At 73.4% G+C, this 15,199-nt stretch carries 14 protein-coding genes and 1 pseudogene; 11 read left to right on the top strand and 4 right to left on the bottom strand.

The genetic code is table 11. The features are described 5' to 3' along the window. The first annotated feature begins 419 nt into the window (after window positions 1-419). Both IO40_RS0123020 and IO40_RS0123015 read left to right on the top strand, forming a co-directional pair. Entirely contained in the window at window positions 420-1,598 is a 1,179-nt protein-coding gene (locus IO40_RS0123020; RefSeq protein ID WP_016473128.1) for a PP2C family protein-serine/threonine phosphatase, read from the top strand. A gap of 67 nt (window positions 1,599-1,665) precedes the next feature. Further along, complete coding sequence (locus IO40_RS0123015; RefSeq protein WP_016473127.1) at window positions 1,666-2,466, top strand: phosphotransferase; 801 nt, start codon at window positions 1,666-1,668, stop codon at window positions 2,464-2,466. Window positions 2,467-2,599: 133 nt separating this feature from the next. On the opposite strand, the gene IO40_RS33960 is transcribed toward IO40_RS0123015, so the two are convergent. Continuing rightward, the gene (locus tag IO40_RS33960; RefSeq protein WP_033229543.1) at window positions 2,600-3,559 is read right to left on the bottom strand and encodes an EamA family transporter; all 960 of its coding nucleotides are present in this window, start codon (window positions 3,557-3,559) and stop codon (window positions 2,600-2,602) included. 74 nt (window positions 3,560-3,633) lie between these two features. Between IO40_RS33960 and IO40_RS0123005 the strand changes: the two genes are divergently transcribed. The 5 genes and pseudogenes from IO40_RS0123005 to IO40_RS0122985 all read left to right on the top strand — a co-directional run bounded on the left by IO40_RS0123005 (window position 3,634) and on the right by IO40_RS0122985 (window position 7,782). Further along, window positions 3,634-4,557 carry a LysR family transcriptional regulator gene (locus tag IO40_RS0123005; RefSeq protein ID WP_031176050.1) on the top strand — a complete coding sequence of 308 codons (924 nt, stop codon included), beginning with the start codon at window positions 3,634-3,636 and terminating at the stop codon, window positions 4,555-4,557. Between the two features lie 73 nt (window positions 4,558-4,630). Continuing rightward, window positions 4,631-4,786, top strand: a pseudogene (locus tag IO40_RS36110) (MerR family transcriptional regulator); the annotation flags it as partial. A gap of 375 nt (window positions 4,787-5,161) precedes the next feature. Next, complete coding sequence (locus IO40_RS0122995) at window positions 5,162-5,971, top strand: alpha/beta fold hydrolase (RefSeq protein ID WP_016473123.1); 810 nt, start codon at window positions 5,162-5,164, stop codon at window positions 5,969-5,971. 258 nt (window positions 5,972-6,229) lie between these two features. Next, the gene (locus IO40_RS0122990) at window positions 6,230-7,219 is read left to right on the top strand and encodes an AraC family transcriptional regulator (RefSeq protein ID WP_030407013.1); all 990 of its coding nucleotides are present in this window, start codon (window positions 6,230-6,232) and stop codon (window positions 7,217-7,219) included. Between the two features lie 59 nt (window positions 7,220-7,278). Then, a complete protein-coding gene (locus tag IO40_RS0122985) occupies window positions 7,279-7,782 on the top strand; it encodes a GNAT family N-acetyltransferase (RefSeq protein ID WP_041968545.1) in 504 nt (167 codons plus the stop codon). Window positions 7,783-7,948: 166 nt separating this feature from the next. Here the strand turns inward: IO40_RS0122985 and IO40_RS0122980 are convergent, their stop codons facing one another. Next, window positions 7,949-8,947: an ArsR family transcriptional regulator gene (locus IO40_RS0122980; protein WP_031176048.1), complete on the bottom strand. Its 999-nt coding sequence runs from the start codon at window positions 8,945-8,947 to the stop codon at window positions 7,949-7,951. A gap of 86 nt (window positions 8,948-9,033) precedes the next feature. Between IO40_RS0122980 and IO40_RS0122975 the strand changes: the two genes are divergently transcribed. Then, window positions 9,034-10,287 carry an alpha/beta hydrolase gene (locus IO40_RS0122975; RefSeq protein ID WP_234315542.1) on the top strand — a complete coding sequence of 418 codons (1,254 nt, stop codon included), beginning with the start codon at window positions 9,034-9,036 and terminating at the stop codon, window positions 10,285-10,287. A gap of 139 nt (window positions 10,288-10,426) precedes the next feature. Here the strand turns inward: IO40_RS0122975 and IO40_RS0122970 are convergent, their stop codons facing one another. Both IO40_RS0122970 and IO40_RS0122965 read right to left on the bottom strand, forming a co-directional pair. Next, a complete protein-coding gene (locus tag IO40_RS0122970) occupies window positions 10,427-11,005 on the bottom strand; it encodes a hypothetical protein (protein WP_031176047.1) in 579 nt (192 codons plus the stop codon). Window positions 11,006-11,388: 383 nt separating this feature from the next. Beyond that, a complete protein-coding gene (locus IO40_RS0122965) occupies window positions 11,389-12,201 on the bottom strand; it encodes a glycoside hydrolase family 25 protein (protein WP_174500675.1) in 813 nt (270 codons plus the stop codon). A gap of 279 nt (window positions 12,202-12,480) precedes the next feature. On the opposite strand from IO40_RS0122965, the gene IO40_RS37105 reads away from it, so the two are divergent. The 3 genes from IO40_RS37105 (at window position 12,481) to IO40_RS0122950 (ending at window position 15,072) form a co-directional block, all read left to right on the top strand. Next, window positions 12,481-13,479, top strand: coding sequence for a peptidoglycan-binding protein (locus IO40_RS37105; protein WP_016473116.1), 999 nt, complete (start codon window positions 12,481-12,483; stop codon window positions 13,477-13,479). A 700-nt stretch (window positions 13,480-14,179) separates the two neighbouring features. After that, complete coding sequence (locus IO40_RS38955; RefSeq protein ID WP_051719298.1) at window positions 14,180-14,728, top strand: isoprenoid biosynthesis enzyme family protein; 549 nt, start codon at window positions 14,180-14,182, stop codon at window positions 14,726-14,728. A gap of 59 nt (window positions 14,729-14,787) precedes the next feature. Then, window positions 14,788-15,072, top strand: coding sequence for a hypothetical protein (locus IO40_RS0122950; RefSeq protein WP_234029943.1), 285 nt, complete (start codon window positions 14,788-14,790; stop codon window positions 15,070-15,072). The last annotated feature ends 127 nt before the right edge of the window (window positions 15,073-15,199 follow it).

Raw genomic sequence — 15,199 nt, 5'->3', positions numbered from 1 at the left:
TGAGGGTGGGAGTCATCCGCGCAGACGAACCAACTGGTGCGTCAACGTACCGATGGGACTTTCCTACCGTCAATCACTCGATTGATTGTTTAGCGGGCATCCGGAACGGTAAGGAGAATTCGGGCGACAATGCGCCAATAGGACTATCGGCGGCGGGAATTGGTCTCCTCGCGCCCCGTCTCGTCGTCGCCGGCACGCGGTGCACAGGTCCGCGGACCACACCGCCCGGTGCACCTCCGGCCGCAGGGCCGGGCCGGGTTCCCGCAACTCCTCCGGAACCCTGTCCGGATTGCGTACGGGGGTTCCCAGCCACGGGGCGTGTCGCACGGTCAAGGACCACGCCTCCCAGCATCCTGCGGTCAGCCGTGTGACACCCGCGGTGTCACGGGGAAGGAGTGGGCGGACCGAGGGAGGCCGATGTGGCGCATGACCGGCTCAAGCTGGGCGACGTGCTGGCGGCGGCGGAGAACGCCGCGCCGGGAGAGTCCATCACCGTCGTGGCCGGAAATCTGCGGGAACGGTTCGGCGCCATGGCCGTGTCGTTCCTGTTCGTCGACGTCGTCGGCCGGCAGATGGTGCGGGTCGCCGAGGAAGGCGCACCGGACAAGGGCGAGGGCTCCGAGTGCATCCCCCTCGCGGGCAGCGTCTACGAGAAGGTGCTGCGCACCCAGCGGCTCACGGCGGCGCCCGACGGCGGAGCGGGACAGCGGGTGATCGCACCCGTCACCAACCGGGGCGACACGGTGGGCGTACTGGAACTGACCCTGCCGAGGGCCGCCGGCGACGTGCTGGACGAGGTCGGCCGGGCCGCGCACGCGCTGGCGTACATCATCGTCACCGACAGCCGGTTCACCGACCTCTACCACTGGGGCCGGCGCACCGCTCCGATGAGCCTGGCGGCCGAGATCCAGTATCAGCTGCTGCCGTCGTCCCCCTGCTGCGAGGCCGACCAGTTCGCGCTGGCCTCGGCGCTGGTGTCGGCGAACGACATCGGCGGAGACACCTACGACTACGCACTCGACCGCGACACCCTGCACCTGTCGGTCACCGACGCCATGGGGCACGACGTCGACTCCGCACTCCTGGCCACGCTCCTGGTCAACGCCTCCCGCGGCGCGCGCCGCGCCGGGCAGGGGCTGGCCGAACAGGCCGACCGCACCCACCAGGCCCTGCTCGACCACGGACGGGGCGGTCTCGCCACCGGCCAGCTGCTGCGGATCGCCCTGGACGGCAGCAGCACCCAACTGGTCAACGCGGGGCATCCGTGGCCGCTGCGCCTGCGCGACGGCACGGTGGAGGAAGTGGCCCTCGACGTCGATCTGCCCTTCGGTGTCCCCGCGTCCGCCGGCTACCGCGTGCAGAACCTCGACCTGCGCCCCGGCGACCGTCTCCTCCTCTACACCGACGGCATGCAGGAACGTCGTGCGGCGGCCGTGGACGTGCCGGCGCTCATGCGTCAGACAGCGCGCCTGCATCCCCGCGAAACGGTGCGCGTGCTGACCGCCGCGGCGACCGAAGCCTGCCACGGCCACCTGGAGGACGACGCCACCGTACTGTGCCTGGACTGGCACGGTGCCGCTGTGCCCGACGGGGACTGAGGCACTTGCTCACCCCGGAGTGCGGTCACCGGCCCGCGCGGGGCGGTGGGGCGGTAGCGTGCTCGTCATGACGGCTGAGGACGAGGCGCTGGCCGGCGGGATGGTGAACGCGGGGGCGGTCTTCCGCCGGGGCACGCTGGTCGACCGCCCGGCGCCGCGTAACGCGCACGCCTTGCATGCCCACCTCCTTGCGCTCAAGGAGCACGGCTTCGACGCCGCACCGGCCCCGGTCGGCCTGACCGCGAACGGTCGCGAGCAGCTGACCTTCCTCCCCGGCGACGTGGCTCTGCCGCCGTTCCCGGACTGGGCGATGACCCGGTCCGCCCTCGCATCGGTGGGGAGCCTGCTGCGGCGTCTGCATGAGATCAGCGAGGCCGTCGCGGTCGACCCCCGTGCCAAGTGGCCGCGGGACCTGGCCGACCCCGAGGGGGGAACGATGCTGTGCCACAACGATGTCTGCCCGGAGAACGTCGTCTTCCGCGACGGCCGTGCCGCCGCCCTGATCGATTTCGACCTGGCGGCCCCGGGCCGCCCACTCTGGGACATCGCCATGGCCGCCCGCTATTGGGCGCCCATGCTCGATCCCGCCTCGGCCGCCGCTCTCTACCCCCGCGGGCTGGACGCGCCTGCACGGCTGCGCGTCCTCGCCGACAGCTATGGCCTCCCGGCGCGGGACCGCGCCGAGTTGCCCGCCGTCATCGAACAGGCCACGGAAGTCAGCCGGGCTTTCACCGCTCGCCGCGTTGCCGACGGTGACCCCGTCCATCTCCAGGCGTTGGCCGAGCGTGGCGGATGGGAACGCTGGGACCGCGTCCAGACCTGGCTGGCGGACCACCGCAAGACGTTCGCGGCTGCCCTGCTGGACTGACGCCGGCGGCCGGTCGAGGCCGTGCTCGTGAGGACGTTCTTGGTACAGCGTCCAGAAGAAGCTTCCCGGTGCCGCGTCGCCCACGGTGGGCCGCAACCGCAAGGAGTCGGTGCCGGCCGGACCGGCGCACCGCTCACGGGCGGGGCGCGGACCCGCCCCGGCCCTCGGCGGCGGTGTCCGGTCCGGCCGGCAGTGCGTCACGGCATCGGCCCGCCTCGGCCCCCGCCCCCTTCGGCAGCCGGCGCCCTCGGTCAGGGCCGCCGGTGGAGCGCGGGGCCGACGAGACGGCTCCGGTGCTCGCCACGCCCACGCATCCCAGCGCCGCCCACTGCGTGAGGGCGAGATGTTCGCCTAGGACGAGCACCCCGGCAAGCCCCGCGCTCGCGGGCTCGAGACTGGTCAGCACGCTCACCGTCCGCGCGGGCAGCCGCCGCAGGGCCGCCAGTTCGAGTGAGTACGGCCCCACCGCCGAGAGGACCGCCACCACGAGACCGGTCGCCAGGATTCGGGGGGCCAGCAGCGCCGTCCCCTGGTCCGCCACGCCGAACGGCACCGTCAGCAGTGCCGCCCAGGTCACCGCGAGCGCCAGCGGGCCGCCTCCGGTGGTGCGGTCTCCGGTCCGCTTGCTCAGCAGCAGATACCCGGCCATGGAGATACCCGCGGCCAGCGCGAGCAGCACGCCGGGGAGCGGCATGCGGACATCGCCCGGGGCGTGGAAGAGCCACACCCCGCAGCCGGCCAGCGCGGCGAAGCCCGCGTCGCGCAGGCGGCGGGAGGTGCACAGCGCGAGGGTGACGGGGCCGAGCAGTTGGAGCGCGCTGGCCAGACCGAGGGGCAGGAAGAGCAGCGCGGGGTAGATGAGGTTCATCCCGGCGATGGCTGTTCCCAGACCGAGTACCGACACCGTCTCGGCCCGGCCCCGCGGCAGCGACGGACGGTGCAGCAACAGCAGGACCAGCGCGGCCAGGCCCAGGCGCAGGGCCACGGCTCCCGGTGCGCCGACCGCGCCGGCGAGCTGTTTGCCGACTGCCTGCCCGAACTGGATGCTCAGCACGCTCGCGAGCATCAGTGCGGGTGCGGGAAGCCTCGTCATGCCCACCAGGCTCGACGGCGGAACCGTGCACGTCCAGCGAACTTTTTTTCATACTTTCTTTTAGGCTCTCCTTCATGATCGACCACCGGCTGCACGTCCTGCGGGCGCTCGCCGAGCACGGCACGGTGACCGCGACCGCCGCCGCCCTCCACCTGACGCCCTCGGCCGTGTCCCAGCAACTGCGCGGCCTCGCCCGGGAGGTGGGGGCCGAGCTGCTGCGACCGGAGGGCCGGCGGGTACGGCTGACCCCGGCCGCTCACATCGTGCTCCGGCACGCCGACACGCTGCTCGGCCAGTGGGAGGCCCTGCGGGCGGAACTGGCGCGGCAGAACTCGGCGGCCCGGGGCACGCTGAGGCTGTGCGGTGTCTCTTCCGCGCTGGCCGCGCTCGCCGCCCCCGCGGTCACCCGCCTGCGGCAGAGCCACCCGCTGGTGGAGCCGCTGATCACCGAGGAGGAGAGCGCCGAGTGCTACCGGCTGCTGCTCGCGGAGGAGGCGGACGTGGCTCTCGTCCTGCCGGGCCCCGAAGCGCCGCCCGTCACCGACACCCGCTTCGAGCAGTCCCCGCTGCTGACCGACCGGCAGGACCTGCTGGTGCCCGACGGGCATCCCTTCGCCCGTCGCGAGAGCGTCGAACTGGCCGAGGCCGCCGGGGAGTCGTGGATCGTCAAGAAGCACAACAACGACACCTATCCGCTGCTGACGGCAGCGTGCGCGGCGGCCGGGTTCACGCCGCGCGTCACCCACCAGGTCAAGGAGTGGTACGCGGTCTCCGCTCTGGTGGCCGAGGGGCTGGGGGTCTGTCTCCTGCCCAGAATCGTCCCGCTCCCCGCACACCCCGTCGTCCGCGTCCCGCTGTGCGGCGGGCCGGCCCCCGTCCGCAGGTTCCTCACTGCCGTACCACGCGGCACCGCCGCCCACCCCCTGACGGCGGCAGGCCTGGAGGCACTGCACACAGCGGCGGCGGCCCACGCCCGGGGACCGGAGCACAGGCTCTGACCGGCCCGTCACGTCCGCTGCGGGGTACGCAGCGGCCTCGGCCACCGAGGGGCGGCCATCTGATCGGCCGGCGCAGATCGCGCGGTTGATCGTCCAGGTGCGGATGGCCGGCGGGCCGGGGCCGCTGGAGGGCGCCCTGCGGGAATGGCACGGCGGGCTGTCCGCACGCGGACGGGCCATGCTGAGCGGCGCCGCGGAGCTGGAGGGCCACCTCGCCGAGCGCGGGTGATGCGTCGCCGGCCGGGTGAGGGCGCCGGTCCCGCCCGGAGCGGGGGCCAGACGGACCGACCTCACCAAAGGGTTGTGTGTCTAGACCACCCGGCGCCCGCAGTCGCGTATTCCGGCCAAAGACCGCGCTCCACGGCTAGCCCGTGCTGTCGGCCGTTGAGTAGCGTCCGGGACCCGGGCGGCGCATTGCCCGTGCGGCCGTGGAGTTCTCAGGAAGCGGGAGCCCAGGCGGGTGGCCGCGCAGCCGTCGCGCCCTTGAGGCCCGCACACGGCCGGGCCCCCGGTGCCGTACGGCGGGCCCACGCCGCCACCGGGTCCGGGCTCCCGCTCCCCCGCATTCCGCTCACCGCCCTGTGCCGCACCGCAAGGAGGACCAGTGCCCTACGCGACCGTCAACGACATCGAGCTGTTCTACGAGGACCGGGGAACGGGACAGCCGCTGATGCTGGTCCACGGCTGGGGCACGTGCGGCCAGGTGTGGCGCGCGCAGCACCAGGAGTTCTCCCGTGACCACCGGGTCGTCACCCCGGACACACGCGGGTGCGGTCGCTCCGGGCGCCCCGCGGGCGGCACCACGATCGCGGACAGCGCCGATGACCTGCTGGCCCTGGCGGCTGCCCTGGAGCTGGACGGCCCCGTGCTCGTCGGGTGTTCGGCCGGAGCCGCGGTGGTGCTGGAGGCGGCACGGCGGGGCCCCTCGTCCGTGCGCGCGGTCGTCGCCGTGGACGGGCCCGGGTACTGGCCCGCCGAGCGGAAGGCGCAGCAGCTCGTCACCTTGCGGCAGGCGCTGAGCGCCGACCGGCCGGGGACGGTCAGACAGTGGGTCGTCGACTGGTACGGACCGCTGGCCGATCCGTCGCTGCGGGAGTGGACGGCCCAGCAGATCCTGCGTTCCTCGGACTCCATCGACGAGATACTCACCGACGCGGTGCGCAACAATCCCCGTGAGTGGATCGGGGAGCTGGCCGTGCCGGCGGTCTTCGTCCACGGCCGGCTCGACGCGGAGATCCCGGCGGAGGTCTCCGAGACGCTCGCCGGGCTGGCGCCGCACGGCGAGGCCCACATCATGGAGGAGTCGGGCCACATGCCCCACATGGAACAGCCGGCGGAGTTCAACGAACTGCTGCGCTCCGTGCTCGGGCGGCTCGCGGGCCGGGGAGGGTCCGGCCCCGCGATTCCGCGCTGACGGGCGCCGGCGGCGCATACCAGCAGGGCCCCGAACCGGTGAACCGGCTCGGGGCCCTGACGTACGGCGCTGGGGTCCCCCGATCCCCAGGCGCGGTACGACTCCAGGAAGTTGGCCGATACTGTTCCGCGGCGGTGCCGCGATCCCGTAGGCCATTTGACTCCTGGGACTGAGAACGTTACTCACTGCGGAAAAGGCGAGCTAGCCGCAAAGCGCGGCCCCTGGCCGGATAACGCGACGGTGAGTGAGGAAGCCCTGATGCATGCGCCCGCTGGCGAGGGGAGCCGCATGCGGACGCTGGTCCGCAGCGACGATCTGGACGAGACGCGCGAAATGATCAGCAGCGCGTACAGTCCGTACGAGCTGCGCGCGCTGAGCAGGCCGCAGGACTTCTCCGCCTGGTACGCGGAAGGCGGTTTCCCCGGCGTCACCCTGTCCGGGCTGAGCTACGGGACCGAGACGCTGGTGGCGCCCGAGCCGCTGACGACGTATCTGCTCGTGTGCCAGGTTCACAAGGGCAGGGTCCGGGTGGAGTCGCCGGGCCGCGAGGAGCAGTTCGTCGACACGGGCGACACCTATGTGCTCGACCCGCACCGGAGGTTCAAGGTCTTCTGGACCGCCGGCAGCCGGATGACGACGATCAGGCTGCCGAGGGATGTGGTGGACCGGGCGGCGGGCGAGGCGCTGGGGCGGGAGGAGCCGGTGCGGGCGCGGTTCGCACTGGGCGGCCCGGTGTCCGCCGCGGCGGCGGAGAGCTGGTCGGGCATCTCCGCGGCCGTGCACCGCGAGGTGATGGCCGGGGGTGTCGCGCACGACAATCCGCTGATCGCCGCGCAGCTGACCCAGATGACCGCCGCGACGCTGATGGCGACGCACCGTCTGGTGCCGGCTTCGGAGCCGGTGCGCTACACGGGGAACGTGGCCCATCCCGCCGTCCGAAGAGCGATCCAGCTCATCGAGGAACGCAGCGACCAGCCGCTGACGCTCTCCGATCTCGCCGCGGCGGCCCGGCTCAGCCCCCGGGCCCTCCAGGAGGCGTTCCAGCGGTACGCCGGCTGCACGCCGTTGGCCTATCTGCGCGAGGTGCGGCTCGACCGTGCCCACCGCGACCTGGTGGCTGCCGACGCCGACGGGCCGGTCACGGTCGCTCAGATCGCCTACCGCTGGGGCTTCTCCAACCTGGGCCGGTTCGCGCACTGGTACCGGAAGCGCTACGGGCACGCCCCTTCCGTCACCCTCCGCTCCTGACGGTGTGCCGGGCCGTCCGCAGCCCAGCCGGTGTCGGACCCCGCGGCTAGCCTGGCGAGATGTTCACACAGGAGGGAAACCGCGCGAGCGGGAGCGCGGTCGTCGTGCGCCCGGCACGCCCCGCCGACGCCGAGGCGGTGGCGGACATCTGGCGCGACGGTCATCTGGGGCATGTGCCCGAGGAGTTGGCTGCGGTCCGCACGCCCGAGTCGTTCGCGGCCCGTGCCGCGGAGCGGGTGGGAGACACAGTGGTCGCCGTCGCCGACGGCGAAGTGGCGGGCTTCGTCATGGTGGCCGGCGACGAGGTCGAGCAGGTCTATGTGGCGGCGGCCGGGCGCGGGACGGGCGTGGCGGGTGTACTCCTCGCGGAGGCGGAACGCCTGGTCGGGGAGAACGGCCACGACCGTGCCTGGCTGGCGGTCGCCACCGGCAACGCCCGCGCGCGCCGCTTCTACGCCCGTCAGGGCTGGTCCGACGAAGGACCGTTCGACTACCCCGCTGCGGGCCCCGAGGGCCCGATCGCGGTCCCGTGCCACCGGTACGCCAAGCGTCTGACGGACTGAGCCGGCGCGGCCCGCGAACGGACGGGACGGGACCGTGCCGTGCACGCCGTGCAAAGGCGGCAGGCCGCCGCGGCGCCGGTTGTGCCACTGAGCGCCTCCCGGGCGGCTCCGGGGGAGCTCCTCGACGCCCTCGCGGACTCCGCGCCCCGGCCCTTCGTCGCCCAGGTCAGAAGCGCGGTGGGGCGCCGGGACGGCCGGAGCCGCTGTGGCGGCGGAGCAGCAGGGTTCCCAGCGCGCTACGGCGGTGCAGGACGGCGCGGCCGGCGCGGCTCGTGGTGATCAGCCCACCGCCCCGCAGCGCGGCGGTGTGCGCGGAGACGGTCGCGTTGCTGATCCGCAGCCGGCGGGCGAGACCACCGGTGGTGTGCTCCTCGGCGAGCAGCAGCAGGATGTGCAGCCGGGTCCGGCCGAGCACCGGCACCAGCGGGTGCTCGGGGGTGCCGGCTGCATCAGGGACGAGCGGCAGACCGGGGCCCGCCGGGTACGTCAGGTGGACGGCGCCGTCCGCCGGGGCGGCGACGAAGGGGTGGCCGAGCCCGTGGAAGGTGGGGTGGAGGACGAGCCCGTGGCCGTCCGGGGTCATGTCCGCCTCCCATGGGGCGTCCAGTTCCCAGGTGTCGTTGCGCAGCCGGCTTCCGGGGAGGAGGGCGGTGAGTGCGGCGGCGGTGCCCTGTTCGGCGGCGGTCAGCGCGTAGCGGGTGAACTCCTCCTGGTGCAGATCCTCGATGCGGGACCAGACGGGGCGCAGTGCGGCGTCGAAGGCGGCCCGCTGGGCCCGGTGCAGAAGCTGCCAGGCGTCGTCGTCGCCCCGGTGCAGTGCGCGGATCCACCGCGGTGGGGGGCCGGGGACGGGGGCGTGAACCCGCACGATCTCGGAGCGGACCAAGGCCGTGGGGAAACTCCGCACGGTCTCCAGCCCTTCGGCCAGGTCGTTGCTGAACACGTCGAGGAACGCGGGTGCTCGGCCCGCGGGGACGAGGTCGGAGAACGGTTTCGCCGCGGCGGGCAGGGCCCGCAGCAGGCGTGTGCGCCAGCGGCCGTAGAGGAGTGCGTCGTCGGGGCGCATCATCTTCGCGAGCGCCATGTTCAGCTCCTGCAAGGGGGCGGGCCCCGGTGCGAACCGGACACGGGCGAAATCCGCCGCCGTCAGGTGGATCCGTATCACTGCCCGCTCCCTCGGCTGTCCGCCACCCTTTCGGTCTGAGCCTCAATGATGTCCGGGCCGCGGTGCCGGACGACAGCATGCACGCCATGACTTCCACTTCCTGTCCAGCCGGCCCGCGCCGTCCGGGCCGCCGCGGCGTCGTCATGTCGGCCGCCGCCCTGTCGGCGGGGCTGCTGTTCACCGGCGGTACGGCGCGGGCGCAGGCGCGTCCCGCCGGCGGCGTCACCCTGCGGCTTCCCGCACCGACCGGACCCCACCGCGTCGGGACCACCACCCTGTATCTGGTGGACCGCTCCCGGCGTGACCCCTGGGACCCGGCCTTCCCCGTCCGGGAGGTGATGGCCACGATCCTGTATCCGGCCCGTACCGTGCGGGGACGCCCGCTCGCCCCGCACATGACGCCCGGCGCCGCAGCCCTGTTCGAGCAGATCGACGTGCACATCCACGGTCTGCCGCCCTCGGGTGTGGACTGGGCGGCCACCACCACGCACGCGTACACGGACGCCCCCGCGCAAGCCGTCCGGCGTCCGGTCCTGCTCCACAGCCCGGGCGGCGCCGATCCCCGCTCCATGGGCACGGGACTCGCGGAGGAGCTGGCGAGCCACGGTTTCGTCGTGGTGACCGTCGATCACCCCGGTGACGCGAGCGAGGTGGAGTTCCCGGCCACCACCGCCTACCGGGACCGCCCCTGGCGCACCACGGTGTTCCGGGGCGATCCCCGTACGGACCCGCCCCTGGAGCGCACCATGATCGAGACGCGGATCGCCGATCTGCGCTTCGTCCTGGACCGGTTGGAAGCGCTGGCGGCCGGAGAGAACCCGGACGCGGCGGGCCGTCCGCTGCCCGACCGTCTCGGCCGGGCCCTCGATCTGCGGCGAGTGGGGTGCTACGGGCACTCAGCCGGCGGCACCGCGGTCGCCCAGACCCTGTACGAGGACCGCCGTACGGCCGCGGCGGTGGTGCTGGAGGGCTATCTGAACCATCCGCCGCAGGGGCCGGGCCAGGAGGGGGAGCTCTATCCGGTCGCCCGCTTCGGGGTCGACCGGCCACTGCTCCTCCTGGGCACCGACGGCTTCATCGGCCAGGCCGCGGCCAAGCGGGAGCTGGAGTCGTCGTGGGCGGCCATGCTCTCCGACGGATGTACCCGCAGACGGCAGATCGACCGGGCCGCCCACTGGGTGTTCACCGACTACGCGTCCCTGGCCCCGCAGCTCCAGGCCGCCGGGCTGATGACGGCCGAGGCCCGGCGCGCGCTGGTGGGCGCGGTGGAGCCCGCCGTGTCCGTGCCCCGTGTACGGCACCACGTCCGGTCGTTCTTCGCGCGGCATCTGGCGCGGTAGCGGCGCCTGCGCCGTCCGCGTGGGAGGCCATGGCCGGGGGCCGGTGCCGCGGGCCCGGCCCCCGCCTTCGGACGGTACTGCGCTGCGGCCCGGCGCCGCGTGCCCGCCACGGGGGCGGACACGCGGCGCCGGGCCCGGGTCAGCGGCGGGGCCAGGCGCAGTGGACGTGCCTGCTGTGGCCGCGGTCGCCGGGGCCGAGGACCTCGTTGGCGCCGAGCCGCTTGCAGGCGGCCATCAGCGCGCGGTGCGGGGCACCCGAGCCGACGTGGCGGCCGTTGATGTAGTTGATGTCGACGGCGAGTCCCGCGTAGTGCCTGGAGTTGGTGCTGTGGTCCCCTCCGACGATCTCGGAGACGGAGATCCTGTAGTTGTGCTGGGTGCGCAGCTTCAGCATCCCGTTGAGCATGCGGGTGTCGAGGAGGACCCTGCGGTTGGGCTTGTCGCTCCAGGGGCTGGTGAGGGCCCCTTTGCCGTTGGCGGTGTCGACGATGTTCTGCCGGGCGGTGGAGGCGGCGTGGCGGCCCCCGGGGTGGACGGTGGCCAGGGCGATGCCGCGCGTGTTGAGGATCTTCTTGGCGAGGGCGGCCCGGCTGTCGGCCGTGGTGCCGGCTTCGGCGGCCGTGCCGGCGCCGGCGGTGAGAGTGGCCGCGGCGAGGGCCGCCACGAGCAGACGGGCACCGTTGCGGCGGCGGGTCGTGGTGACAGGCGTCACGGGCATGTTCGCTCCTTCTTCGTGTGCCGGCGCGGAGGCCGGGCGGATAAACGGCGTCCGGCGCGAAAGCCGGACGGGGATGCGGTGTCCGGCGCGGAAGCCGGACGGGGACGCGGTGTCCCGCGCGAAACCGGACAGGACCGGGGTGTCCGGCGCCGAGGCCGGCGGAGGTGCGGCGTCCGGTCCGACAGTCGGACCGGGACCCGGTGCCGGTCCGGCTGCCGGACCGGAAGGCGGTCCCGGCCCAACCGCCGGCCGCCGCTGCGGCGTTCGGATCGGATGTCCGGACCGCGATGCGGTGGTGCCGGTGCGGCGGCAGGACGCGGGTGCGCCGGTGCCCCCCGTGGTTGCGCGAGGTCGTGGCGCCCCCGGCGGGCGGCCTGGGGTGTTCAGCGAAGGCGCTGGTTGGCCATGGCGCGGAGTTCCTTGAGGCTGCCGCGGAAGACGTTGAGATCGGCCGCGCCGGGGATGCCGGGAGTGCGACCCTTGTCGGTGTACTGCCAGAACGTCCATGACCGGCCCGCCCCGGGTACCGGCTGCGGCTCCTTCGCACCGCTGCCGTAACGGGCCAGCCACAACGGATGACCGGCGAAGACGTTCCCCTTGCCGTTCATGCACTCACGCACGAACGAGGCGCGGGTGTAGACGATCGGCGCGGCCTTGAACGCGCTCCTGACCTCTTTGAGGAACGCCGCGACCTGCTGGACGCGGAGTCCGGGCGGGCACATTTCCCTGCCGCCCCGCCGCACCTTCTCGATGTCCAGGACCGGCGGCAACTCCCCCGCGCGACCGCCCTGGTATCCCGCTTTGCGGGCGGTGGCGATGAAGTGCCGTGCCTGGGCGACGCCGTCCCCGGCGCTCCTCGGGTCGAAGAAGTGGTACGGGGCACGCACCAGCGCCGTACGGGAGGCCGCGGCGAAGTCCCGTGCGAACCAGGGGTCCGCGTAACGGGTGCCCTGGGTCGCCTTGAAGAACGCGAAGGAGTGTCCGCGGGCCACCCGCGGCCAGTCGATGGGCGTCTTCTCCTGGGGCCCGTGGTTGTGGTGGCTGGTGTCCACACCGGTGACCCGGTAGGAGGAGGGCGGAGCCGCCTGCGCCTGGGGGGCGAGGGCGGGCAGAGCCGTCAGCACCGTCAGGGCCGCGCCCAGAGCAGCACCGGCGGTTACCGGACGACGTACTCGTACGGGTGATGTTATGCGCATGATCCGATTCCCTTGGCCGGGCCTCCAGCCCCCGGGCGTGACGGTGCGCCGCGCCATCCGGGCAGGCAGGGGCGGTTCCGTCACCGGAGCAGGAGGGGAAGTGGGGGTCGCGGGGCTTGTCGCCGGCCGCGTTCTCACCCTGCACCGGGAGGGCCCGGGTCATCTAGCATCTGCCCACCGCAGGCTGATGCCTCTATGTCAGGCCGCTTATGCGTGCCCGGTGACCTGCGGTGATGCAGGAGGACGGCAAGGTGCAGGGCAGTGACCGCATTACGGAACATGCAGCATGAGCAACCGGCCGGGGCGGCGCTCGCCCGGCTGCTGAGGCAGTGGTGGGAGCAGTCGGCGCACAACGGGGTCGAAAAGCCGACCCAGCAGTCGCTGGCCCGCCATGTGGGGGTCGACCAGACGACGCTGTCCCGCTATCTGAACCCCCGGCATCCGTCCACCGCACCGCTGCGCGTCGTCGAACTGCTGCACAGTCATCTGGGGGCGCCCGCCGGTGAACTGGCCCGGGCCCGCGCCCTGCACCGGGAGGCGACCACCGCCGCGAGGCGCCGCGCCCACCGGACGACCGCCCCGGACGGCGCCGGAGACAGCGCACCGCCCGGTCCCGCAGAGGCACAGGGCGCCGGGCCGGAGCGCTCCGGGCCCTCGCCCGCCGCCTCGTCCGCGGCCGGACACCGCACCCGGGTGCGGCAGGTGACCGCATGGCCCCTCGCCGCGGCGGCGACCTTCCTGCTCCTGGTCGGTGTGGGGGTGTGGTGGTGGGCCGCCGCGCCCTCTGGCAACGGACGGGAGCAGCAGTCCCCCTCCCCCGCCGCCAGCGCGGCGGAGTGGCAGCTCACCCAGGAGGGGGACCGCTACTGGAAGGCGTGGACGGTCCAGTACCTGCTCGCCGCCCACGGCCACGAGGTGCAGGCCGACGGGATCTTCGGGAAGAAGACCGCAGCCGCCGTCAGGAGGTTCCAGAAGGAGCGGGGCCTGCTCCCCGACGGCAAAGTCGGCCCGCGCACCTGGCCGTTGCTCGTCCGCACCGTGGACTCCGGATCGCACGGCCCCGAAGTGGAGGCGCTCCAGCACCTGTTGACCAACGCCGGGCTGCCCACCGACATCACCGGCACCTACAGTGCGACCACCGCCCACAACCTCACCGAGTTCCAGGAGGCGCACCGTCTGCCGGTGACCGGAGAGGCCGATGTCGCAACCTGGCGTGCCTTGATGGCCGCCCAGCAACCGCCCGTCCGCTCGCACCCGACTCCCACGCCCACCGGTTGACGCCTCCGGAGGGCCGGGGCGGGGTCCGGAGAGACCGCACGTGGGCACCGATTTGCTTCCGGCGGGCGGATACCTCCACAGTGGACACGCACCGTGACCGCACAGTGACTTGAAGTCGGCGTCCCGTTCGGTCTCCTCGCGGGCCCGGGCTTCGGACGAGCGTCGACGTTGGGAGAACCGTGTCCCTGGCCAGCGAGCACACCGCCCGGCAGGCGGCGGAAAGGCGTATCCGCGAGGTCTACCCCTTGGTACGGCAGTATCTGGCCGGTCTCCTCGACGACTACCGTCCACGCCATGGCGCGCTGCGCACGGCCGTCGGCACGCTGATCGGCCAAGGACGCTCGTCGCCCCACGAGTTCGCCCTTCCGCTGCTGATCCACGGTGCGATCAGCGGCGACCCGGAACCGGCGGTGCCCGTCGCCGGGGTGCACGCCCTGTGGTGGAGGGCGGCCAACACCTTCGACGACCTGGTCGACGGGGACACCGGGGGGCACCGCCTGTACGGGACGGACCGGGGCGTCGCGATGCTGGCCGCCCTGGAGAGCGGATACGCGCTGCCGCTGCGGGCGTTGGAGGCGGCCGAGCTGCCCACGCCGCTGCGCCGCCGGCTGGCGGCCGACTACCTCGACTGCTGGACGCGCGCCACCGACGGTCAGATCGGCGACCTCCTCAACCGTCCGCAGCAGGTGGACACGCCCAGGTGCTGGAGGTGTACCGGAAGAAGAGCGGCTCCGTCTACGAGATGGCCGGCACCATGGCCGCGCGGCTGGCCCACGGAACCGGCCGCGGCCAGGAGGCATCCGGCGGGAGCGGCGCGGACGGCGACGATCCGTCTGTCGCGGCCTGGGGCGAGTTCGGGCATCTGCTGGGTGTGCTCGCGCAGTTCCGCAACGACCACGACGATCTGTGCGGGGGGCCCGGCGAGGATCTGGGGAACGGCACGGCCACCTATCTGCTCGTCCACCTGCTGCACAGCGCCCCGGCCGCCGCCCGTGAGCACGCGCTGGCCCTGCTGGAGCGGACGGCTGCCGCACGGAGCACACGTCGCGAGCTGGCCGCCATGATGCTCGCCCCAAAGATCGTCCGCCCCTACAACCGGTTCCTCACCGAGTTGCACGACCGCGCCCACGCGCTGCTGAACACTCTGGCACCCGCCTCCCCCTTCACCGACTGTCTGCGGGCGCGGGTCGATGCGGAGACGCGGCTGCTCGAACCCCGGGACACGGCCACCGCTGCGTCCGTCCGCTGACAATCGCCGAGCGCACGTATGATCCTCTGATCATGGGGGCCGTACGGGTGTGGAGAAGCGTGCGCCGGGCAGACGGGCCGGCCGCGTACGCCGTCGTGGCGGTGAACCTGCTGCTGTGTCCGGCGCTCCTCACGATGATGACCGGAGGGGCCCTGGGCTTCGAGGCCACCACCCGCGAGGAGGAGCTGGCCGCGCAGGCGCTCGGGGCCCGGATCTTCGGCTGCTGGCTCGTCGGCGGACTGGTGGTGTTCTCCGCGCTGGGCATGGCCCGGTCCCTCGTCGGTCATCTGGCCACGCTGCTCCTCACCCCCGCCGTGCTCCTCTCGGTGCTGTTCCTCCTGTGACGGCCCGGCTCGGTGACGTACCCCCGGCGTGACCGGCGGCGCGGCACCACAGCGTCCGGCCTCCGCCGGCGCACCGCGCGGCCCCGGACCCGCGTGGTGCGGGGCCGGGGCCGGGAGAGGGGCGGGG

It is taken from the genome of Streptomyces albus subsp. albus, assembly GCF_000725885.1.
Classification (GTDB): Bacteria; Actinomycetota; Actinomycetes; order Streptomycetales; family Streptomycetaceae; genus Streptomyces; species Streptomyces albus.
The sequence above is the reverse complement of the archived record's forward strand: the minus strand, read 5'-3'. Positions and strand labels throughout refer to the sequence as shown.

Bases quoted from the DNA above. Each gene is read 5' to 3' on its own strand.
- IO40_RS0123015 (WP_016473127.1), top strand. From the start codon at position 1,666: ATGACGGCTGAGGACGAGGCGCTGGCCGGCGGGATGGTGAACGCGGGG.
- IO40_RS33960 (WP_033229543.1), bottom strand. From the start codon at position 3,559: ATGACGAGGCTTCCCGCACCCGCACTGATGCTCGCGAGCGTGCTGAGC.
- IO40_RS0123005 (WP_031176050.1), top strand. From the start codon at position 3,634: ATGATCGACCACCGGCTGCACGTCCTGCGGGCGCTCGCCGAGCACGGC.
- IO40_RS0122990 (WP_030407013.1), top strand. From the start codon at position 6,230: ATGCATGCGCCCGCTGGCGAGGGGAGCCGCATGCGGACGCTGGTCCGC.
- IO40_RS0122985 (WP_041968545.1), top strand. From the start codon at position 7,279: ATGTTCACACAGGAGGGAAACCGCGCGAGCGGGAGCGCGGTCGTCGTG.
- IO40_RS0122975 (WP_234315542.1), top strand. From the start codon at position 9,034: ATGACTTCCACTTCCTGTCCAGCCGGCCCGCGCCGTCCGGGCCGCCGC.
- IO40_RS0122970 (WP_031176047.1), bottom strand. From the start codon at position 11,005: ATGCCCGTGACGCCTGTCACCACGACCCGCCGCCGCAACGGTGCCCGT.
- IO40_RS0122965 (WP_174500675.1), bottom strand. From the start codon at position 12,201: ATGCGCATAACATCACCCGTACGAGTACGTCGTCCGGTAACCGCCGGT.
- IO40_RS37105 (WP_016473116.1), top strand. From the start codon at position 12,481: ATGCAGCATGAGCAACCGGCCGGGGCGGCGCTCGCCCGGCTGCTGAGG.